The organism is Bacillus sp. JJ1127 (assembly GCF_036965845.1).
In the GTDB taxonomy this organism is placed as follows: Bacteria; Bacillota; Bacilli; order Bacillales; family Bacillaceae_G; genus Bacillus_A.
The window spans coordinates 58,302-78,259 of sequence record NZ_JBALQK010000008.1; the positions used below are offsets into that span (position 1 = coordinate 58,302).

Here is a 19,958-nt window from a genome sequence, read left to right on the forward strand (position 1 = left end):
AAAGAGGGGTTTTATGTTGGTTTTTTAAATGAGGTTTTTTGTGGGATGTTTCAGTTAAGTATGATACTATATCGAGGGTACTTGAAACTAGGGTTTCACATATATGTGGATAAGGCGTATTTCTCTTAGAAAAAATAAAAGGGAAATACGCCTTTTATATATTCACATTTCTTTTGTTCCATTGTAATGTACGTTATGATAAATATAGGACATTTGGCATAAGGAGTGGATTTGGATGAAGCGAGTGTTATTTGTTTGCACTGGAAATACATGCCGGAGCCCAATGGCAGAGGCGTTACTTCGTCACCATGGAGAAGATAAATTTGAAGTGCAGTCTGCTGGTGTTTTTGCCAATCCTGGAAGCGATGCATCTTTGTATGCAAAGGAAGCGTTAGCGGCAAAGGGGATTTCAATAACGCATGCTTCAAAGCAAGTAACGGAAGCATTACTTGAATGGGCTGATATTGTATTGACGATGACAGGAAATCATAAACAGCTTGTACTGGGGTATCATCCAAAGGTGGAAGAGAAGTTGCATACATTATATGAATTTACAGAGGGTATAAGTAAGGATATTTCAGATCCATTTGGAGGTTCGCTTTCCATTTATCAAACGACATTAGCAGAGATGGAAAAACTTGTACAAACTTTATTGGAAAAACATTCAGAAAGCTAATGTTTCGTGTATAATACCATATTGGAGATAGACTTGTTTAAATGAGCAAGTTTTAGGTTGTGTAACCATATATCAGTGGTGTAAAACAATCCATTGATAAAAGTTGTATTAAAATTTTGGAGGGGTAAAAATGAAAGTAGTAATAGCATCTGATCACGGCGGCATGAATATCCGCAAAGAAATCGTAAGTTTATTAGAAGAATTAAATATTGAATACATTGATTTAGGATGCGAGTGTGAAGCAGGATCTGTTGATTACCCTGATTTTGCATTTCCAGCAGCAGAAATGGTTGCAAACGGTGAAGTAGACCGTGGTATTTTAGTTTGTGGAACAGGCATTGGTATGTCAATTGCAGCAAATAAAGTACACGGTATTCGTTGTGCGTTAGTTCATGATACATTTAGTGCAAAAGCAACGAGAGAGCATAATGATAGCAACATGTTAGCTATGGGCGAGCGTGTAATTGGAGCAGGTTTAGCACGCGATATCGCAAAAATTTGGTTAACGACTGATTATGAAGGTGGACGTCACGAAAACCGTGTAGGAAAAATTAAAACATACGAAGCGAAGTAATAGATTCTAATTTCTATTGAAGCATAATATAATTTGTTGAATCAACCTGTGAAAGGAAGAGGCGTAATGATGGAAATAGTAAAAGTGAAAGAGCAGCTACAAATATCGCTTTCTGAATTTCAAGAACAAGCTTCTTTACAAAGCGGTCAAATTTTTGTAGTAGGCTGTAGCACGAGTGAGGTGCTAGGGGAGAGAATTGGGACATCAGGGACGATGGAAGTGGCAGAAGCAATTTTTTCTGAGCTAACACAATTTCAAAAACAAACGGGTATAGAATTAGCGTTTCAATGTTGCGAGCATTTAAACCGCGCTTTAGTGGTAGAGAGAGAAATGGCAATGAAATATCAATTTGAAATTGTAACCGTTACGCCTGTCAGATCAGCGGGTGGTGCATTAGCAACATATGCCTATCATAATTTTAAGGATCCTGTAGTAGTGGAATTTATTAAAGCCGATGCAGGAATGGATATTGGTGATACGTTCATTGGTATGCATTTAAAACATGTGGCTGTTCCGATTCGCACAAGTGTGAAGGCAATTGGTAATGCACATGTAACGATGGCTAAAACTCGTGCGAAACTTATTGGGGGAGCACGCGCTGTATATGCGGTAGTAGAAGAAACTGTTACTTGTCGTTAAAGATGAAGAACTTGGAAGTTATACTATACCTTTATATCATCTTGTACGAAGGTATGTTGTCTGACTTTATAATAGAAGAAAGAAAAGACCAAACTTGGTCTTTTTTTCTTTTATGATATAGAAAGTCATGTTAGAATGTATTTGAAAACATGAAGGTTTGAAAGAATTACAACTTGAATTTTCGTTTTTTCTGAATAAATAGGAAAAAACTATTAGGAATTGATGTAGTTCGTTCAGAAAAGGGGGATTATGGTGGATCATTTAAAACGTCAAGATGAAAAGGTATTTGCTGCAATTGAAGCAGAACTAGGAAGACAACGTTCAAAAATTGAGCTAATTGCTTCAGAGAACTTCGTAAGTGAAGCGGTAATGGAAGCACAAGGTTCTGTTTTAACAAATAAGTATGCTGAAGGTTATCCTGGTAAACGTTACTATGGTGGTTGTGAGCACGTAGACGTCGTAGAGGATATTGCACGTGATCGTGTAAAAGAAATTTTTGGCGCTGAACATGTAAATGTTCAACCACATTCTGGTGCACAAGCAAATATGGCTGTATACTTTACGATTTTAGAACATGGCGATACAGTACTTGGTATGAACTTATCCCATGGTGGTCACCTAACACACGGAAGCCCTGTTAACTTCAGTGGGGTACAATATAATTTCGTAGAATATGGAGTGGATGCTGACTCTCACCGTATCAATTATGATGATGTGTTGGCAAAAGCAAAAGAACATAAACCAAAATTAATCGTTGCAGGTGCAAGTGCGTACCCTCGTGTGATCGATTTCAAGAGATTCCGTGAAATCGCAGATGAAGTAGGGGCATACTTAATGGTGGATATGGCTCATATCGCAGGTTTAGTTGCGGCGGGCTTACATCCAAATCCAGTGCCACATGCACATTTCGTTACAACAACAACACATAAAACATTACGTGGCCCACGTGGTGGTATGATTTTATGTGAAGAGCAATTTGCAAAGCAAATCGATAAATCAATCTTCCCGGGTATTCAAGGTGGGCCACTTATGCATGTGATTGCTGCAAAAGCTGTTGCATTTGGTGAAGCACTGCAAGAAGATTTTAAAACATATGCACAAAACATCATTAATAATGCACAACGCTTAGCAGAAGGACTTCAAAAAGAAGGACTTACACTTGTTTCTGGTGGAACGGACAACCATCTTATCCTAATCGATGTTCGTAACTTAGAAATTACAGGTAAAGTGGCAGAGCACGTATTAGATGAAGTGGGTATTACAGTGAACAAGAATACAATTCCATTTGAAACAGCAAGTCCATTTGTAACAAGCGGTGTACGTATTGGTACAGCGGCAGTAACATCTCGCGGCTTCGGTTTAGAAGAAATGGATGAAATTGCAGCAATCATTGCTCATACATTGAAAAATCATGAGGATGAAGTTGCATTAGAAGAGGCACGTAAGCGTGTAGAAGCATTAACAAACAAATTCCCAATGTATACAGATTTATAATAGATTGAACAAAGACTGCTGGAGCTCATAATGTTCCAGCGGTTTTTTTATCCTGCTATTTGCGGGCAGTAATATCCTCACTTCAAAATTTGGAGAAAGCAAAGAAGTTAGGTAGGAAAGAAATTGCCCGTAAAAGCCCGATTGGTGAGGGCTAATAATCAGTGAGGGAAGAAACCCTCGCTAATTAAAGTTTCACTTTATGTCTCATGAAATGATATATGCTTTTTAAAAATACTTTTTACGTGATGTAGAAATGTAGAGCTATGTTTGAAATGAATTTAGGCAAACGAGTAATTAGGGGGAAATAAGGCAGATATTATGTTTTAAGTATGTATACAAATCGTGAATAAATTTTGGAGATATAATGAAGGATACAGCTTCCATAATTGGTAAAAATATTAGGTGAGTTTAGTATAGATTTAATATTTTTCCAAATTTGCCCTTGAATATTAGTAGCGTTTTCTTTAAAATCGTAAATAGTGCAAAACGGCGTGTACGCACGCATGAATATCATCTGAAGGAGAGATTCACATGGGAAAACTGTATGTATTTGATCACCCGTTAATTCAACATAAGATTACATATATTCGCGATAAAAATACAGGTACAAAAGAATTTCGTGAATTAGTGGATGAAGTAGCAAGCTTAATGGCTTTTGAAATTACACGCGATCTTCCACTTGAAGAGATTGAAATTGAAACACCTGTAAGTAAAGCGAAAACAAAAGTGATCGCTGGTAAAAAACTTGGTTTAATTCCGATTTTACGTGCAGGTTTAGGGATGGTAGATGGGATTCTGAAATTAATTCCAGCAGCAAAAGTGGGACACGTTGGTTTATATCGTGACCCTAAAACATTGCAACCGGTAGAATACTATGTGAAGCTTCCAACGGATGTAGAAGAACGTGACTTTATCGTACTTGATCCGATGTTAGCAACAGGTGGTTCTGCAGCTGAAGCAATTAACTCTCTGAAAAAGCGTGGTGCGAAACAAATTAAATTAATGTGTATCGTAGCTGCACCAGAAGGGGTAAAAGTTGTGCAAGAAGAACATCCTGATGTTGATATTTATGTAGCGGCATTAGATGAGAAGTTAAATGACCATGGTTATGTTGTTCCAGGTCTAGGTGATGCTGGTGACCGTTTATTTGGAACGAAGTAAGACAACAGACGAGAGGGATTCCCTGCTCGTCTGTTTTTTATTTAACAAAACTGGAGTTTGAGAAAGAAGTGACGAACCAACATACAAATGGTATTTTTTGTATATGCAACATAAATTGCATATATATCACATATACTATAGAGGTCTAACTTCTATGAGGCCCTATACTATGGAAGAAAAACGTTATATCCTAAAAATATAATAGTGACAAACTTGTGAACATTTTCTTCTATTATAAATAGAAAACTTCAAGAAATTATATAGCTTTCACCAGTATTTAGAAGGGGAACGTTTTCATTTTTGGCAGGAAATGACTAATACTCAAATTTTTTGATTTTTTACGATTTCTCGTTGACAGTGCTAATACCCTATTGTATGCTAACAACGGGGATAGATGGTAGGGCTTTCAGTGACAAATTTGCATCTATTTCGTGAAGAAAAAGCAAAATTTTTATTTTGTGTAGAATTTATACAAAAAAATGAGTTATTATTAACACATCGTGAATGAGGGTTACATATTGGAGGGATGAATCCTTGCAAAAAGACGATCGCAACCCAATAAAAGCATATGCTTTAATGACAGGAATTCTTGCTCAATTAGTCGGTTCTATTCTTGTTGGAATCTTTGGTGGGCAATGGATTGACAGTAAGGTTGGAACGTTTCCATTGTTTCTTATTATAGGCTTATTGCTTGGATTAGGAACAGGGATTTACGCAATGATTCGACTCATTCGACATTATTATTCGGGAGAGCAATGATGATAGACGTACATGGACTTGTCCAAAGACAAAAGAAATATATGTACTACTTGCTTGCGCTTCTTGTGCTAGGATGGGGATTTACCTCTTACAAGGATGTATTTCTTGGACTGATTATCGGGACGATTTTCAGTTTTCTTAGTTTGCGCATTATTGCACGTAAAACAGACAAGCTATTAGACCGCGTTACAAATGGAGAAAACGTGAAATTTAAAGCGACGGCTGTAAGTACATATTCGAGATTTGCCACGATTGGGTTACTAATTTTATTTGCAGCGAAATATCAGCATTTAATTGCGATGTGGAGCTTAGGTGTAGGATTGCTGACAGGATATCTTGTCATGATCATAGATTTTCTTTATTTAGAGTATAAGAGCAGGGAAGAGAGGTGAATTACTAGTGGAACACGGTAAATTAGTTGAATTTCTAGGTTTAACGTTCGATTTGTCCTCAGTCATGATGGTTACTGTTGCAGCAGTTATTGTTTTCTTAATCGCTGTTATTGGAACTCGCAGCTTAGCTCTTCGTCCTACCGGAATGCAAAACTTCATGGAATGGATTTTAGACTTCGCGAAAGGGATTATTAACAGTACGATGGACTGGAAAACAGGTGGACGCTTTTTAACACTCGGCGTTACGCTTATGATGTTTATTTTCGTATCAAACATGCTCGGCTTACCATTCATGTATTCAACAACTGAGGCTGGCGAACACATTGCATGGTGGAGATCGCCAACGTCTGACCCAGCAGTTACATTAACATTAGCCGTGATGGTAGTTACCCTCACCCATTACTATGGAATTAAGATGAAGGGTACAAAAGAATACTTAAAAGGGTTTTTCCAACCTATGAAATTCTTATTTCCTTTAAAGGTTATTGAGGAATTTGCTAACACATTAACGTTAGGTCTTCGTCTATTCGGTAACATCTATGCTGGTGAGATTTTATTAGGATTACTTGCCAAATTAGGTGGAAGTACAGTACTTGGAGCGTTGGGTGCTATTGTGCCGATGTTAGCGTGGATGGGATTCAGTGTGTTCGTTGGTTCAATCCAAGCGTTTATCTTTACAATGTTAACGATGGTTTATATGGCTCATAAAGTAAGTCATGACCATTAATATACTTTAATAAGTAAGTAAAAAATCTATTTTTTTATAATACAAAGGAGGACATTTTAAATGAGTTTAGGTGTAATCGCAGCTGCAATTGCAATTGGTTTATCAGCATTAGGTGCAGGTATTGGTAACGGTCTTATCGTATCACGTACAATCGAAGGTGTTGCTCGTCAACCAGAATTAAAAGGCGCACTTCAAACAATTATGTTCATCGGGGTTGCATTAGTTGAGGCACTTCCAATCATCGGTGTAGTTATTGCATTCATTGTAATGAACAAATAAGGGATACTCCCCTTACATAGATGGCGAAGAGTGTTTTTTGAACTTTCTTCGCCATTGCTTTATGAACGAAATGTATGTCTTTTTTTTTCATATGGTCAATTTAGATATCTCGAAGGGAGTGAATCCTTGTGCCAACTTTATTATTAGGAGCTGCCATTCCATTTGGAACGATTGCTTACACATTGCTAGTTTTCCTAATTTTATTAGTAATGCTTCGCAAATTTGCTTGGGGTCCTTTGATGGGAATTATGAAGGAACGTGAAGAGCATGTTGCTAGTGAAATCGACGCTGCAGAAAAGAACAATGCAGAGGCGAAAAAATTAGTAGAAGAACAACGTGAAATGTTAAAACAATCACGTGTGGAAGCACAAGAGTTAATCGAAAGAGCGAAAAAGCAAGCAGAAGATCAGAAAGATGTTATTGTCGCTGCTGCAAAAGAAGAAGCAGAGTCAATTAAAACATCTGCTGTACAAGAAATTCAACGCGAAAAAGAGCAAGCAATTGCTGCTCTGCAAGAACAAGTCGCTTCTTTATCTGTTCAAATTGCTTCTAAAGTAATTGAAAAAGAACTAAAAGAAGAAGATCAAGTGAAATTAATTCGCGATTATATTAAAGAAGTAGGAGAAGCGCGATGAGCAATGAGATTGTAGCAAAACGTTATGCTGTCGCTCTTTTTCAAATTGCAAAAGAAAAACACGTATTAGAGATGTTTGAAGAGGAATTACGCCTTGTACAAAACGTTTTTGTAACGAACGGAGAACTACAAAGCTTTTTAACACAACCAAACATTTCGAAGGAACAGAAAAAAACGTTTCTTTCTAACGTATTTGCTTCTGTTTCTGAATCAATTTTAAATACGTTATATATTTTAGTTGATAATAAACGCATTGAAATCCTGCCTGAAATTGCAAATGAATATGTTGTTCTTGCTAATGAAGAACGCAACGTAGCAGATGCAACTGTTTACTCTATTCGTCTTCTATCTGAAGATGAAAAACTTAGCATTGCAGAATCATTTGCGAAGAGAACAGGAAAAGATGCAATTCGCATAAAGAATGTTGTAGATGAAGATTTACTAGGCGGAATTAAAGTACGCATTGGAAATCGCATTTATGATGGTAGTTTACAAGGAAAGTTAGCACGTATTCAGCGTGAACTTATGAAGAATAGATAGGGGTGAAGCACATGAGCATCAGAGCTGAAGAAATTAGCGCACTGATAAAGCAACAAATCGAGAACTATCAGTCTGAAATCGAAGTTAGTGATGTTGGTACAGTTATCCAGGTTGGTGACGGTATTGCGCGTGCTCATGGTCTTGATAACGTTATGGCTGGTGAACTTGTAGAGTTCTCTAATGGCGTTATGGGACTAGCACAAAACTTAGAGGAAAACAACGTAGGTATCATTATTTTAGGACCTTACACAGAAATCCGTGAAGGTGACGAGGTTCGTCGTACTGGTCGCATCATGCAAGTGCCAGTAGGGAAAGAACTAATCGGTCGTGTTGTAAACCCATTAGGTCAACCAGTAGATGGTTTAGGCCCAATCAATACAACAAACACTCGTCCAATCGAAAGTCCAGCACCAGGTGTAATGGATCGTAAATCTGTTCATGAGCCACTTCAAACAGGTATTAAAGCGATCGATGCTCTTGTACCAATTGGCCGTGGTCAACGTGAGTTAATCATCGGTGACCGTCAAACAGGTAAAACAGCAGTTGCACTTGATACAATCATTAATCAAAAAGATGAAGATATGGTTTGTATCTACGTTGCAATTGGGCAAAAAGAATCTACAGTACGTAACGTAGTAGAAACTTTACGTAAGCACGGTGCATTAGAGTACACAATCGTTGTAACAGCATCAGCTTCTCAACCAGCTCCATTATTATACTTAGCTCCTTACGCTGGTGTAACAATGGGTGAAGAGTTCATGTACAATGGTAAACACGTATTAGTAGTATACGATGACTTATCAAAACAAGCAGCAGCTTATCGTGAGCTGTCATTACTATTACGTCGTCCTCCAGGTCGTGAAGCGTATCCAGGGGATGTATTCTACCTACATTCTCGCTTACTAGAGCGTGCAGCAAAATTAAGTGATGCAAAAGGCGGCGGTTCTTTAACAGCTCTACCTTTCATCGAAACACAAGCAGGGGACGTATCAGCTTACATCCCAACAAACGTAATCTCTATCACAGATGGACAAATCTTCTTACAATCTGATTTATTCTTCTCTGGTGTACGTCCAGCGATCGATGCAGGTACTTCAGTATCTCGTGTTGGTGGATCTGCTCAGATTAAAGCGATGAGTAAAGTATCAGGTACACTTCGTCTTGACCTTGCATCTTATCGTGAGTTAGAAGCGTTCGCTGCGTTCGGTTCTGACCTTGATAAAGCAACTCAAGCGAAATTAAACCGTGGTGCTCGCACAGTTGAAGTATTAAAACAAGGATTACACAAACCACTGCGAGTAGAGAAACAAGTTATTATTCTTTACGCTCTAACACGTGGATTCCTAGATGATATCCCAGTAGCAGATATCACTCGTTTTGAAGAAGAACTTCATGCTTGGTTAGATTCAAATGCAGCTGAATTATTAAGCGAAATCCGCACAACTAAGAAACTTGCGGATGACGATAAATTTGCAGCAGCAATTAACGGATTCAAAAAAGTATTCGTAGCTTCTGAATAATAAAAAGCGGAAGCGGCTCGTTAGCCGCTGAAACTAGATTATATAAACAGGCAACTCTTACAGAGATTGCTGACGGTTATGTAAAGGAAAAGAGTAGGTGCACCTATTCTTTTCCTTCAATCATGAGCAAGAAGATCTTGCAACGTAGATTAGAAAGATGAATGAAAAGAAATCTTACTAATCGTGCCAACTTCCGGAAAAAAGGTGGTGAAAACCTGTGGCATCTTTACGCGATATAAAAGCGAAAATTAATTCGACTAAGAAAACGAGTCAAATTACGAAGGCGATGGAGATGGTATCTGCATCGAAATTAAACCGTGCAGAACAAAATGCTAAATCTTTCGTTCCGTATATGGAAAAGATTCAAGAAGTAGTAGCGAGTATTGCGCAAGGTAGCAAAGGAATCAATCATCCAATGCTAACAGCACGCCCTGTAAAACGTACGGGATACATCGTTATTACATCTGATCGTGGACTAGCAGGTGGTTATAACAGTAACGTATTACGTACGGTAAGTAACGTAATTCGTGAACGTCATAATATGGATTCAAACCAATATTCAATTATTGTGCTTGGACGACTAGGACGTGATTATTTAAAACGTCGCGGCTTTAACATCATTGATGAAGTAGTTGGGCTATCTGACCATCCTTCATTTACAGATATTAAAGACCTTGCTTCTCGAGCGATTGCGATGTTCGCAGATGGTGCTTATGATGAGCTGTATATTTACTACAACCATTACGTGAGTAAAATTTCACAAGAAGTAACGGAAAATAAAATTTTACCGCTTACGGAAGTGACGTCTGACAAACCGACGACAGCTTATGAGTTTGAACCTTCTGAAGAAGATATCTTAAAAGTATTATTGCCACAATACGCAGAAAGCTTAGTGTACGGTGCATTACTAGACGGTAAAGCAAGTGAACACGCAGCGCGTATGACAGCAATGAAGAGTGCTACAGACAACGCAATGGAAGTTATCGATACACTTACACTTTCATTCAACCGTGCTCGACAAGCAGCGATTACGCAAGAAATTACAGAAATCGTTGGTGGAGCAGCAGCGTTAGAATAGTAATAAAAAGCGGAGGTGGCTCGTCCAGAAGGGGGGAAATGACCGACCCTTCTAGCCACCGGAGCTAGATTAATAAAAGGCGGAAGCGGCTCTTTCCGAAGAGTCGCTCAAGCTAAACTAATAAAAAATGAAAGCCGACTCTCATAGAAAGCTGGCTAATTTAAAGAAAGCTAGGAGGGAACCCGATGAATAAAGGGCGCGTTACGCAAATCATGGGTCCGGTTGTAGACGTTAAGTTTGACGGCGGAAAGCTACCTGAAATCTACAATGCCCTTAGAATTAAACAAGACGCAGTTAACTTAACTTTAGAAGTTGCACTTCACTTAGGTGATGACACAGTTCGTACGGTTGCGATGTCTTCTACAGATGGACTTGTTCGTGGCATAGAAGTAGAGGATACTGGTAAACCAATTTCTGTTCCAGTTGGTGATGCAACACTTGGTCGTGTATTTAACGTATTAGGTGATGCAATTGACTTAGATGGTGAAGTTGCAGCGGATGTACGCCGTGATCCAATTCACCGTCAAGCACCTGCATTCGAAGAGTTATCTACAAAAGTAGAAATTCTTGAAACTGGTATTAAAGTAGTAGACTTGCTTGCTCCCTACATTAAAGGTGGTAAAATCGGTCTATTCGGTGGTGCCGGTGTAGGTAAAACAGTATTAATCCAGGAGTTAATTAACAACATCGCACAAGAACACGGCGGTATTTCTGTATTCGCTGGTGTAGGTGAGCGTACTCGTGAAGGTAACGACTTATACCACGAAATGAGTGATTCTGGCGTAATCAAGAAAACAGCGATGGTATTCGGACAAATGAACGAGCCACCTGGTGCACGTCAACGTGTTGCATTAACAGGATTAACAATGGCTGAACATTTCCGTGATGAGCAAGGACAAGACGTACTATTGTTCATCGATAATATCTTCCGTTTCACGCAAGCGGGTTCTGAAGTATCTGCCCTTCTTGGTCGTATGCCATCTGCGGTAGGTTACCAACCAACACTTGCAACTGAAATGGGTCAATTACAAGAACGTATTACATCTACAAATAAAGGGTCTATCACGTCTATCCAAGCGGTATATGTACCAGCCGATGACTACACTGACCCAGCACCAGCTACAACGTTCGCTCACTTAGATGCAACAACAAACTTAGAGCGTCGTTTAACACAAATGGGTATTTACCCAGCGGTAGACCCATTAGCGTCTACATCTCGTGCACTTTCTCCAGAAATCGTTGGAGAAGAGCATTATGCAGTTGCTCGTCAAATCCAACAAACGCTACAACGTTATAAAGAGCTTCAAGATATCATCGCTATCTTAGGTATGGACGAGTTATCTGAAGAAGATAAATTAGTTGTACATCGTGCTCGTCGCGTTCAGTTCTTCTTATCACAGAACTTCCACGTAGCAGAGCAGTTTACAGGTCAAAAAGGATCTTATGTACCTGTAAAAGAAACAGTTCGTGGATTCAAAGAAATTCTAGAAGGAAAATATGATGACCTTCCAGAAGATGCATTCCGTCTTGTTGGTGGCATTGAAGAAGTTATTGAAAACGCGAAGAAAATGATGGCGTAAGGCCTTAGGAGGGACGAATTATGAAGACATTTCCAGTCAGTATTGTAACTCCTGATGGACCGGTTTACGAAAAAGAAGTAGAAATGGTAAGCGTGAAAGCAGAAAGTGGGGAAATGGGGATCTTACCAGGTCACATTCCAACTGTTGCGCCGCTAAAGATTAGTGCGGTTCGTTTGAAAAATGGCGGTCACACTGATTATGTAGCAGTAAGCGGTGGCTTTATCGAAGTTCGTCCAGATAAAGTAACAGTATTAGCACCATCTGCTGAAGAAGCAAACCATATCGATATCCATCGTGCAAACGAAGCGAAGCGTCGTGCTGAGCAGCGTTTACAAGATAAACAAGTACATGTTGACTTTAAGCGTGCAGAGCTTGCACTAAAACGAGCGATTAACCGTTTGAATGTTTCTGACATGAAATAAGAAAATCCGTAAAGGTTCATTCCTTTACGGATTTTTTTATGAATAGAATAGGCTAAATTTTTATGTTATAGGAAATATTACAAAAAAATATTACAAAAAATGATATAATTGTAAGTGTAATTTTATATATAAATAGATACATAGTGTAAGGAGATGAGAAAGTGATTGGTGAAATGAAACGAGAAGCATTGCAATCGTTAAATGGAAAATGGGGGCTTAGTGTAGGTTCGACAATTCTATATTTTATTTTGAATTATATACTCTCATTCGTGGCATCATTTATTATTTTAATTCCTGGAATATTTTTAATGGCGATAATTGGTAGTTCTATAAGCTCATTTGAAGAGGAAACAGCAACAGTTGGTGCTGTTATGGCTATTATCGTTATTTATGGTCTGATGTTCATAGTGAACCTTGCATCATACGGTATCATGACATATGGTTATATGAATCTGTCCTTACGCCTTAGCAAGAGGGATGGTGCTGTAATAGATTGCTTATTTGAAGGGTTCCGTGGGTTTAAACGAATGCTGAAAGCAATAAAGGCAATGTTGGCAATTTGTCTATACACAGGAACTTGGATTCCGTTAATATTAATCAGTATGTTTGTGTTTCTATTTGGGGAAGGAAGTGATTCAGCAAATGAATCATTAGGAATTGCTTTCTTTGTTTTATTATTTATTTCGTTTATAGTAATTGTTATTGCTTCTCTTTCATATGCGATGACTTATTACATTCTAGTGGAAAATCCAGAATACGGTGTTTTACAAGCGCTGAGAGAAAGTAAAGCGATGATGAAAGGACATAAAATGGATCTATTCCTTTTAGGGCTTAGCTTCATCGGCTGGGCTGTGTTAGCAATTTTTACTTTTGGAATTGGATTTCTTTGGCTCTATCCATATTTCAATACAACGATAGCACATTTTTATCAATACGTATCAGAAAAATAAATCGTATTAAAAATATATGGAAAACGAGGTGCATAATAGTTGTATGCACCTCGTTTTTTTGAAATATAAGATGCGAGCGGCGTGTTATACTAATAATAAAGTAGAGGTTCATTCGATTTAGGAGGTTTCATATGATTAGTGATTTAAAAGGAAGAGCGCTGGATGCCTTGGAAGGAAAATGGGGACTAGCAGTAGGTACTACATTACTGATTGCAGTTCTTGCTTCTGTTTGTAAGCTTGTTGTTACATTTCCTTTCTCAATGATTTGGGGATGGAATGAAGCAAGAGGATCCTTTTCAGTGGATATTGTCGTGATGCTTATTATTGGACCGTTAACTTTAGGGGCATATTATCTTGTTTTGAATGCGATTCGTGAGAGAGAGGTTCGTATTGGACAGTTGTTTAGATGGTTTACAGATGGAACTAAATTTATAAAATCATTTTTAACATATTTGTTAGTGTGCATTTATCTTACTTTATGGACAATACTACTGATTATTCCAGGAATTATTAAATCTTTCTCGTACGCGATGACGTATTTTATTTTAAATGATCATCCGGAGTATTCAATGAATCAAGCCATTACGGAAAGCCGCCGTATGATGGATGGACATAAAATGGATTATTTCTTATTATGCTTAAGTTTCATTGGTTGGTTCTTGTTAAGTATCGTTACTTTAGGAATCGGTTTCTTATGGTTAGCACCATATTTTTATACAACAACTGCGGCATTCTATGATGAAATTTCACAGGACTATTATCAAAAAGAAAATCCTACCTTTTAAGAAAACACCCAGCATGAAATTTATGCTGGGTGTTTTTTGTAGAAATTTCATGAATTGTTTACTACCGAGTGGCTTGCTGAAGTAGTATCCTTGCATATACCTACAATTGTTATCTTGTAAGAATGGCAGTTGTTCTTTCGTCTATCATTGCAATATGTTCTGTTAGTTCTATATCAAGAAGATGTGGTTGTAAACCAGTTTCTTCAAAGATGGAAACAATCGTTTGTACAAGATTATTTTGTAGAAATTCTTTAGGTGACAAATTAGCTCCTGTTTTAACAAAAACATATTAGAATTCCCTTTTAAGAAAAATGTGAACGATTTAGGAAGATTTTACACATTATTCCTAACGTATCGACATAGGAATTTGAAGTTTGCTATAATGATATAAATAGTCGCATTATTTAGAAAAATTTAAAAATAATAAATGATGCGGTTGAGACATATTGTTTACTAAGTGAATTTGTTCTTAATTCAGGGGGGAGGGTTTCACAATGGCAAATGTATATGAAAATAGTTATATGATCGTTGGCATCTTCTTGCTATTGGGCATATTGCTGCCGGTAGTGGCTCTTACATTAGGAAAGTTGTTGCGACCGCATAAGCCGAGTGCGGCAAAGGAAACAACGTACGAAAGCGGAATTGAACCCTATCATGATGCAAATGTTCGTTTTCATGCTCGCTATTATATTTTTGCATTATTATTTGTCATCTTTGATGTGGAAACCTTATTTTTATATCCGTGGGCTGTTGCGTATGACAAGCTTGGTTTGTTCGCGCTTATTGAAATGCTAATCTTTGTCATTATGTTAATCGTGGGTCTGGCGTATGCTTGGAAAAAGAAGGTGTTACAATGGCTATAAATTTCGAGGAATTACATCCACAGGAACGGGCGGAATTAGAGAGAAATATTTTCTTTACAACATTAGAACAGGTAAAGGGGTGGGCACGTAGTAACTCTTTATGGCCAATGACATTTGGATTGGCGTGCTGCGCAATTGAAATGATGGGGGTTGGTTCATCGCATTATGATTTGGATCGATTTGGGTCATTCTTTCGGACATCACCGAGGCAATCGGATGTCATGATTGTTTCTGGAACAGTGACGAAGAAAATGGCACCTATTGTACGGCGTTTATATGATCAGATGCCAGAGCCGAAATGGGTTATTGCAATGGGATCTTGTGCAACAGCTGGCGGACCATATGTGAATTCGTATGCTGTTGTAAAAGGGGTAGATCAAATCGTACCAGTAGATGTGTATATCCCGGGATGTCCTCCTAATCCAGCAGCCTTAATTTATGGAATTAATAAACTGAAAGAGAAGATTCGTTACGAAGCAAAGACTGGGAAGCAGGTGACGAATAGATGAGTGATCCTAATAACAATTTAGAGGATATGAAGAAAGAAGCCGCTAGACATGCGAAAGAAGAAGCTCGAAACCGTCTTGCCGCAAAACATGAAATGGAAATAGCTAAGTTTAAAGCGCAAGAACAAGAGAAAGCGCTATCAAGTAATAATGAGATAAATATGGAAGAGACCCAACACCATGCTGCGGAGAAGAAACAAGCATCGGTGGATGGGGAAATATCAGAAGAAGCAAAAGCGGCAGCGCTAGCGAAGCAGAAAGCAAAAGAAGGAGCGGAGGTATCAGACGAGGAGAAAGCCAAAGCGAAGGAAAAGGAAGTGGCAGCAGCAAAGGCCAAAGCAGCAGCGCTAGCGAAGCAGAAGGCATTGGAAGGTACTGGGGCACCTGAAGATGAGAAGGCGAAGGCAATTGCAGCAGCGAAGGCAAAAGCCGCCGCTATCGCAAGAGCAAAGGGGACTGTGAGTAAGAAGGAAGAAGCACTAGAGCAGGAGAAACCGTCACTAAACCAACCATATTTAAATACTTATGTAGAGATTGTTAAGGAGAAAATAGGGGAACATTCATTAGTAGATTCCTATATTAATAAGCTTTCAAAAGATGTTCCAACACTTGTAGTTAAGCTGGAAAATTACTATGAAGTGATGGAATTATTACGGTTCCATAAGGGACTTGCTTTTGATTATATGTCGGAGCTACATGCGACTGATTTTGTTACACATATGGAAGTATATGTTCATTTATTTTCATATGGAAAGAAACAGTCTGTAGCGGTGAAGGTGAAATTAGACCGAGAGGCGCCGCAAGTAGCATCGATTACACCGCTTTGGAACGGGGCAAATTGGCCAGAGCGCGAGGCATATGACTTACTTGGCATTATCTTTAAGGGGCACCCGAATTTAACGCGTATTTTAATGTCAGATGATTGGGTAGGGCATCCGCTTCGAAAAGATTACGAACCGTTTGATGTGGAGGTGTAGCATTATGATCCGTACAGAAGAGATGCTTTTAAATGTAGGACCACAGCACCCGAGTACACATGGTGTATTTCGGCTTGTTATTAAAATCGATGGGGAAATCATTAAAGAAGCTACACCTGTCATTGGTTATTTACACCGTGGGACGGAGAAAATCGCCGAGAGCTTACAGTATACACAAATTATCCCATATACAGATCGAATGGACTATTTATCAGCAATGACCAATAACTATGTCATTTGTCATGCTGTTGAGACAATGATGGGACTGGAAATTCCAGAGCGTGCGGAATATTTACGAGTGCTTGCGATGGAGCTTGGCCGCGTTGCCAGTCACCTTGTTTGGTGGGGTACTAACCTTCTTGATATTGGTGCAGTTAGTCCATTTCTATACGCATTTCGTGAGAGAGAGATGATTATTAATCTTTTAAATGAACTATGCGGTGCACGGCTTACTTTTAATTATATGCGGGTGGGCGGTGTGAAGTGGGATGCTCCGGATGGTTGGATCGAAAAGGTTCGGGAGTTTGTCCCATATATGAGAGAACAATTAAAAGGCTATCACGATCTTGTGAGCGGAAATGAAATTTTTTTGAATCGTGTGAAAGGCGTTGGTATATATAGCGCGGAAGATGCACTCTCTTATTCTCTAAGCGGAGCAAATTTGCGGTGTACGGGTGTGAAATGGGATCTTCGCAAGGATGAACCGTATTCTATTTATGATCGCTTTGATTTCGATATTCCTGTTGGAGAGATAGGTGATGCTTGGGATCGTTACATTTGTCGGATGAAAGAGATTGAGGAGTCTCTCAAAATTATCGAGCAGGCAGCGGAGCAGTTTCCGGAGGAAGGAAGTGTAATAGCGAAAGTGCCGAAGATTATTAAGGCGCCGAAGGGCGAGGCATTTGTCCGCATTGAGTCGCCGCGCGGTGAAATTGGGTGCTATATTGCGAGCGAAGGAAAGAAAGAGCCGTATCGTCTGAAATTTCGCAGACCATCTTTTTATAACCTACAAATCTTGCCGAAGCTTTTGAAGGGTGAAAATATCGCAAACTTAATTACGATTTTAGGCGGCGTTGATATTGTGCTTGGGGAGGTTGATGGCTAATGATTGAAACGATCTTAGAGTCATCGGCAGGTTGGAAGAATTTCTTCATTTTTTTTGGCTTAGCGGTACTTCTACTGTTTGCTGTCCTTGGATTTGTTACATATGGGATTTTAGCAGAGCGGAAAGTGATGGGGTTTATGCAAGGGCGAATTGGCCCGAACCAAGTGGGTGGCCGCTTCGGGTTATTGCAAACAGTAGCTGATGTTTTAAAACTTTTATTAAAAGAAGATAGCATTCCGAAAGCTGCGGATAAGCCGCTATTTATATTGGCGCCTATTATTGCGTTTGCACCTGCCTTTATGGTTCTTGCGGTCATTCCATTTACGGATAAATTTCAATTTGCTGATATTGGAGTTGGGCTTCTTTATTATATTGCAGTTTCAGGGATTACAACGATTGGCGTTCTGACCGGCGGCTGGGCATCGAATAATAAATACTCACTTTTAGGCGGAATGCGTGCGGCGGCGCAGATGATTTCCTACGAAATTCCCCTTGTCATGAGTGTCATAGGCGTTGTCTTATTAGCTGGTAGTCTCAATCTAAATGAAATTGTAGCGGCGCAGGAGAAGGTTTGGTACATTTTCACGCAGCCGATTGGTTTTGTTATTTTCTTAATTGCTGCGGTTGCAGAGTTGAACCGGACACCGTTTGACTTACCGGAAGCGGAATCGGAGCTTGTCTCTGGATATCATACGGAATACTCGGGGTTTCGCTGGGCGTTCTTTATGCTTTCTGAGTATGTGTACTTCTTTGGAATGGCCTCATTAATTACGGTGCTCTTCTTAGGTGGCTGGAATCCAGTTATGTTTCTTGGTTTTATTCCTGGTGCTGTATGGTTTGCCTTAAAGTTCAGCGCGGTTGTCTTTCTATTAATTTGGTTCCGTGTGACGTTTCCACGTATAAGGGGCGATCAGCTGATGGAATTTGGCTGGAAGGTATTATTGCCAATCGCACTTGCAAATATTTTCTTAACGGCATTGATTAAGGAGTTATTCTTCTAATCTACGAGAGGGGTGCCAGTAAGATATGAAAGGATTATTCAAAGGATTAAAGTATACGCTGAGTAATTTAAGCAAGAAAAAGGTGACATATGATTATCCCAATCAGCCACTGCCACTACCAGATCGTTTCCGCGGTATTCAAAAGTTTTATCCGGAAAAATGTATCGTTTGTAATCAATGCGCGAATATTTGTCCAACTGACTGTATTCAATTAACCGGAAAGAAACATCCAGACCCTACGAAAAAAGGGAAAATTATTGATACGTACGATATTAACTTTGAAATTTGTATTCTTTGCGATTTGTGTACAGAGGTTTGTCCGACAGAGGCAATCGTGATGACAAACAACTTTGAGTTGGCAGAGTATACGCGTGATGATTTGTTTAAAAATTTGCAGTGGCTCGATGAAAACGATGAGAACGTCAGAAAGGAGAATAAAGCATGAATGGCGAGTTTGTAGCATTCTTTGTCTTGTCCTTAACGGCGATTATTGGTGGTATTTTGATGTTGAACTTAACGAAAGTGATGCATATGATGCTTGCCCTTGTGTTCACGTTTCTTAGCATTGCAGGCTTGTATTTTCTTTTGTCAGCTGAGTTTATTGGAGTGGCGCAAATTTTAATTTACTCTGGAGCGATTACGATTATTATGATTTTTGGCATTATGCTAACGAAGCATGATGCAGAAAGTGAGTCAGGATTTAGTTTCCGTAAATTTGTTGTTTTCCTTGCGGTTGTAGCGTTTGGGGCGGTCATGTACTTCGCAGTTAATAATATAGACTTTACAAATCAAAATGTACAGGGAAGCTTACCGCTTCATGAACAAAATACACTTCAAATTGGTACGCTTTTGTATTCAAAATATGTCATTCCATTTGAGTTAACATCAGTTGTTTTACTTGTTGCACTTGTTGGGGCCATTGTACTTGCGAAGGGTGATGAGAAAGAGGGGGATTCCCATGAGTAGTGTTCCAGCTTCCGCCTATTTGGCACTTGCGATTATTCTATTTTGCATCGGGTTATTTGGAGCTTTAACAAAGCGAAATACCGTCATCGTTTTAGTTTGTATTGAACTTATGTTGAATGCAGCGAATTTAAATTTAGTCGCTTTTAGTAAGTTCGGCTTTTTTCCAAACTTAACAGGACAAATTTTTTCACTGTTTACGATGTCTGTTGCGGCGGCAGAGGCAGCGGTTGGGCTCGCAATTTTAATTGCATTGTATCGTAATCGTACAACAGTTAACGTGGATGAGATGGATACGCTGAAAGGTTAATTGTGACCGAAAAGGGGGAAGGA

Annotated in this window: 27 protein-coding genes and 1 pseudogene; 26 read left to right on the plus strand and 2 right to left on the minus strand. The window is 39.0% G+C overall.

Annotated features, from left to right (window positions below):
* Nucleotides 1-235: 235 nt before the first annotated feature.
* From V7183_RS01245 to V7183_RS01330, 18 genes are all read left to right on the plus strand, one after another.
* Complete coding sequence (locus V7183_RS01245; RefSeq protein ID WP_097896155.1) at nt 236-676, plus strand: low molecular weight protein arginine phosphatase; 441 nt, start codon at nt 236-238, stop codon at nt 674-676.
* A 130-nt stretch (nt 677-806) separates the two neighbouring features.
* On the plus strand, nt 807-1,250 hold the full coding sequence (gene rpiB, locus V7183_RS01250) for a ribose 5-phosphate isomerase B (protein WP_335358466.1): 444 nt from the start codon (nt 807-809) through the stop codon (nt 1,248-1,250).
* Nucleotides 1,251-1,316: 66 nt separating this feature from the next.
* Nucleotides 1,317-1,889 (plus strand): TIGR01440 family protein, encoded by a 573-nt coding sequence (locus V7183_RS01255; protein ID WP_170958191.1) that lies wholly within the window; start codon nt 1,317-1,319, stop codon nt 1,887-1,889.
* A 252-nt stretch (nt 1,890-2,141) separates the two neighbouring features.
* On the plus strand, nt 2,142-3,383 hold the full coding sequence (gene glyA / locus V7183_RS01260) for a serine hydroxymethyltransferase (RefSeq protein ID WP_141523311.1): 1,242 nt from the start codon (nt 2,142-2,144) through the stop codon (nt 3,381-3,383).
* Nucleotides 3,384-3,914: 531 nt separating this feature from the next.
* Nucleotides 3,915-4,544 (plus strand): uracil phosphoribosyltransferase, encoded by a 630-nt coding sequence (gene upp / locus V7183_RS01265; RefSeq protein ID WP_003202275.1) that lies wholly within the window; start codon nt 3,915-3,917, stop codon nt 4,542-4,544.
* A 394-nt stretch (nt 4,545-4,938) separates the two neighbouring features.
* A complete protein-coding gene (locus V7183_RS01270) occupies nt 4,939-5,052 on the plus strand; it encodes a DUF4024 domain-containing protein (RefSeq protein WP_097896160.1) in 114 nt (37 codons plus the stop codon).
* A 26-nt stretch (nt 5,053-5,078) separates the two neighbouring features.
* On the plus strand, nt 5,079-5,303 hold the full coding sequence (locus V7183_RS01275) for an AtpZ/AtpI family protein (RefSeq protein WP_141523310.1): 225 nt from the start codon (nt 5,079-5,081) through the stop codon (nt 5,301-5,303).
* The gene (locus V7183_RS01280; protein ID WP_097896165.1) at nt 5,303-5,695 is read left to right on the plus strand and encodes an ATP synthase subunit I; all 393 of its coding nucleotides are present in this window, start codon (nt 5,303-5,305) and stop codon (nt 5,693-5,695) included. Before V7183_RS01275 ends, V7183_RS01280 begins: the two co-directional genes overlap by 1 nt.
* Before the next feature lie 7 nt (nt 5,696-5,702).
* Entirely contained in the window at nt 5,703-6,422 is a 720-nt protein-coding gene (atpB, locus tag V7183_RS01285) for a F0F1 ATP synthase subunit A (protein ID WP_097896166.1), read from the plus strand.
* Nucleotides 6,423-6,482: 60 nt separating this feature from the next.
* Nucleotides 6,483-6,701: a F0F1 ATP synthase subunit C gene (gene atpE / locus V7183_RS01290; RefSeq protein ID WP_000052064.1), complete on the plus strand. Its 219-nt coding sequence runs from the start codon at nt 6,483-6,485 to the stop codon at nt 6,699-6,701.
* Between the two features lie 128 nt (nt 6,702-6,829).
* Nucleotides 6,830-7,336 (plus strand): F0F1 ATP synthase subunit B, encoded by a 507-nt coding sequence (gene atpF, locus V7183_RS01295; RefSeq protein WP_097896168.1) that lies wholly within the window; start codon nt 6,830-6,832, stop codon nt 7,334-7,336.
* On the plus strand, nt 7,333-7,875 hold the full coding sequence (locus V7183_RS01300) for a F0F1 ATP synthase subunit delta (protein ID WP_097896169.1): 543 nt from the start codon (nt 7,333-7,335) through the stop codon (nt 7,873-7,875). The genes atpF and V7183_RS01300 overlap by 4 nt, the downstream gene beginning before the upstream one ends.
* Before the next feature lie 11 nt (nt 7,876-7,886).
* Nucleotides 7,887-9,395 carry a F0F1 ATP synthase subunit alpha gene (gene atpA / locus V7183_RS01305; protein WP_097896172.1) on the plus strand — a complete coding sequence of 503 codons (1,509 nt, stop codon included), beginning with the start codon at nt 7,887-7,889 and terminating at the stop codon, nt 9,393-9,395.
* A 217-nt stretch (nt 9,396-9,612) separates the two neighbouring features.
* Complete coding sequence (atpG, locus tag V7183_RS01310; RefSeq protein ID WP_097896173.1) at nt 9,613-10,473, plus strand: F0F1 ATP synthase subunit gamma; 861 nt, start codon at nt 9,613-9,615, stop codon at nt 10,471-10,473.
* A 185-nt stretch (nt 10,474-10,658) separates the two neighbouring features.
* Nucleotides 10,659-12,053, plus strand: a complete 1,395-nt coding sequence (gene atpD / locus V7183_RS01315) for a F0F1 ATP synthase subunit beta (protein WP_097896174.1) — start codon at nt 10,659-10,661, stop codon at nt 12,051-12,053.
* A 20-nt stretch (nt 12,054-12,073) separates the two neighbouring features.
* Complete coding sequence (gene atpC, locus V7183_RS01320) at nt 12,074-12,475, plus strand: F0F1 ATP synthase subunit epsilon (protein WP_097896176.1); 402 nt, start codon at nt 12,074-12,076, stop codon at nt 12,473-12,475.
* A gap of 173 nt (nt 12,476-12,648) precedes the next feature.
* The gene (locus V7183_RS01325) at nt 12,649-13,425 is read left to right on the plus strand and encodes a DUF975 family protein (RefSeq protein WP_097896183.1); all 777 of its coding nucleotides are present in this window, start codon (nt 12,649-12,651) and stop codon (nt 13,423-13,425) included.
* 131 nt (nt 13,426-13,556) lie between these two features.
* On the plus strand, nt 13,557-14,210 hold the full coding sequence (locus V7183_RS01330) for a DUF975 family protein (RefSeq protein WP_335358467.1): 654 nt from the start codon (nt 13,557-13,559) through the stop codon (nt 14,208-14,210).
* On the opposite strand, the pseudogene V7183_RS25900 reads toward V7183_RS01330, so the two are convergent.
* A pseudogene (locus V7183_RS25900) lies at nt 14,172-14,351 on the minus strand (hypothetical protein); the annotation flags it as partial. The gene V7183_RS01330 and the pseudogene V7183_RS25900 overlap by 39 nt on opposite strands.
* Entirely contained in the window at nt 14,320-14,472 is a 153-nt protein-coding gene (locus tag V7183_RS25905; RefSeq protein WP_438825147.1) for a hypothetical protein, read from the minus strand. The gene V7183_RS25905 and the pseudogene V7183_RS25900, both read right to left, overlap by 32 nt.
* Nucleotides 14,473-14,704: 232 nt before the next feature.
* Between V7183_RS25905 and V7183_RS01340 the strand changes: the two genes are divergently transcribed.
* Genes V7183_RS01340 through nuoK form a run of 8 tightly spaced genes read left to right on the plus strand, consistent with a single transcriptional unit; the run spans nt 14,705 to nt 19,935 of the window.
* Entirely contained in the window at nt 14,705-15,073 is a 369-nt protein-coding gene (locus tag V7183_RS01340; protein ID WP_097896180.1) for an NADH-quinone oxidoreductase subunit A, read from the plus strand.
* A complete protein-coding gene (nuoB, locus tag V7183_RS01345; RefSeq protein ID WP_017153544.1) occupies nt 15,064-15,582 on the plus strand; it encodes an NADH-quinone oxidoreductase subunit NuoB in 519 nt (172 codons plus the stop codon). The genes V7183_RS01340 and nuoB overlap by 10 nt, the downstream gene beginning before the upstream one ends.
* On the plus strand, nt 15,579-16,556 hold the full coding sequence (locus V7183_RS01350) for an NADH-quinone oxidoreductase subunit C (protein WP_335358468.1): 978 nt from the start codon (nt 15,579-15,581) through the stop codon (nt 16,554-16,556). Before nuoB ends, V7183_RS01350 begins: the two co-directional genes overlap by 4 nt.
* Nucleotides 16,557-16,560: 4 nt before the next feature.
* Nucleotides 16,561-17,661, plus strand: a complete 1,101-nt coding sequence (gene nuoD, locus V7183_RS01355; RefSeq protein ID WP_097899230.1) for an NADH-quinone oxidoreductase subunit NuoD — start codon at nt 16,561-16,563, stop codon at nt 17,659-17,661.
* Nucleotides 17,661-18,662: an NADH-quinone oxidoreductase subunit NuoH gene (gene nuoH / locus V7183_RS01360; protein WP_335358469.1), complete on the plus strand. Its 1,002-nt coding sequence runs from the start codon at nt 17,661-17,663 to the stop codon at nt 18,660-18,662. The genes nuoD and nuoH overlap by 1 nt, the downstream gene beginning before the upstream one ends.
* 25 nt (nt 18,663-18,687) lie before the next feature.
* Nucleotides 18,688-19,107, plus strand: a complete 420-nt coding sequence (nuoI, locus tag V7183_RS01365) for an NADH-quinone oxidoreductase subunit NuoI (RefSeq protein ID WP_017153540.1) — start codon at nt 18,688-18,690, stop codon at nt 19,105-19,107.
* A complete protein-coding gene (locus V7183_RS01370) occupies nt 19,104-19,628 on the plus strand; it encodes an NADH-quinone oxidoreductase subunit J (protein WP_097899228.1) in 525 nt (174 codons plus the stop codon). The genes nuoI and V7183_RS01370 overlap by 4 nt, the downstream gene beginning before the upstream one ends.
* Entirely contained in the window at nt 19,621-19,935 is a 315-nt protein-coding gene (nuoK, locus tag V7183_RS01375) for an NADH-quinone oxidoreductase subunit NuoK (RefSeq protein ID WP_097899227.1), read from the plus strand. Before V7183_RS01370 ends, nuoK begins: the two co-directional genes overlap by 8 nt.
* Nucleotides 19,936-19,958 lie beyond the last annotated feature (23 nt).

Bases quoted from the DNA above. Each gene is read 5' to 3' on its own strand.
- V7183_RS01245 (WP_097896155.1), top strand. From the start codon at position 236: ATGAAGCGAGTGTTATTTGTTTGCACTGGAAATACATGCCGGAGCCCA.
- rpiB (WP_335358466.1), top strand. From the start codon at position 807: ATGAAAGTAGTAATAGCATCTGATCACGGCGGCATGAATATCCGCAAA.
- V7183_RS01255 (WP_170958191.1), top strand. From the start codon at position 1,317: ATGATGGAAATAGTAAAAGTGAAAGAGCAGCTACAAATATCGCTTTCT.
- upp (WP_003202275.1), top strand. From the start codon at position 3,915: ATGGGAAAACTGTATGTATTTGATCACCCGTTAATTCAACATAAGATT.
- V7183_RS01270 (WP_097896160.1), top strand. From the start codon at position 4,939: ATGGTAGGGCTTTCAGTGACAAATTTGCATCTATTTCGTGAAGAAAAA.
- V7183_RS01280 (WP_097896165.1), top strand. From the start codon at position 5,303: ATGATAGACGTACATGGACTTGTCCAAAGACAAAAGAAATATATGTAC.
- atpE (WP_000052064.1), top strand. From the start codon at position 6,483: ATGAGTTTAGGTGTAATCGCAGCTGCAATTGCAATTGGTTTATCAGCA.
- V7183_RS01300 (WP_097896169.1), top strand. From the start codon at position 7,333: ATGAGCAATGAGATTGTAGCAAAACGTTATGCTGTCGCTCTTTTTCAA.
- atpA (WP_097896172.1), top strand. From the start codon at position 7,887: ATGAGCATCAGAGCTGAAGAAATTAGCGCACTGATAAAGCAACAAATC.
- atpD (WP_097896174.1), top strand. From the start codon at position 10,659: ATGAATAAAGGGCGCGTTACGCAAATCATGGGTCCGGTTGTAGACGTT.
- atpC (WP_097896176.1), top strand. From the start codon at position 12,074: ATGAAGACATTTCCAGTCAGTATTGTAACTCCTGATGGACCGGTTTAC.
- V7183_RS01325 (WP_097896183.1), top strand. From the start codon at position 12,649: ATGAAACGAGAAGCATTGCAATCGTTAAATGGAAAATGGGGGCTTAGT.
- V7183_RS01330 (WP_335358467.1), top strand. From the start codon at position 13,557: ATGATTAGTGATTTAAAAGGAAGAGCGCTGGATGCCTTGGAAGGAAAA.
- V7183_RS01340 (WP_097896180.1), top strand. From the start codon at position 14,705: ATGGCAAATGTATATGAAAATAGTTATATGATCGTTGGCATCTTCTTG.
- nuoB (WP_017153544.1), top strand. From the start codon at position 15,064: ATGGCTATAAATTTCGAGGAATTACATCCACAGGAACGGGCGGAATTA.
- V7183_RS01350 (WP_335358468.1), top strand. From the start codon at position 15,579: ATGAGTGATCCTAATAACAATTTAGAGGATATGAAGAAAGAAGCCGCT.
- nuoD (WP_097899230.1), top strand. From the start codon at position 16,561: ATGATCCGTACAGAAGAGATGCTTTTAAATGTAGGACCACAGCACCCG.
- nuoH (WP_335358469.1), top strand. From the start codon at position 17,661: ATGATTGAAACGATCTTAGAGTCATCGGCAGGTTGGAAGAATTTCTTC.
- nuoI (WP_017153540.1), top strand. From the start codon at position 18,688: ATGAAAGGATTATTCAAAGGATTAAAGTATACGCTGAGTAATTTAAGC.
- V7183_RS01370 (WP_097899228.1), top strand. From the start codon at position 19,104: ATGAATGGCGAGTTTGTAGCATTCTTTGTCTTGTCCTTAACGGCGATT.
- nuoK (WP_097899227.1), top strand. From the start codon at position 19,621: ATGAGTAGTGTTCCAGCTTCCGCCTATTTGGCACTTGCGATTATTCTA.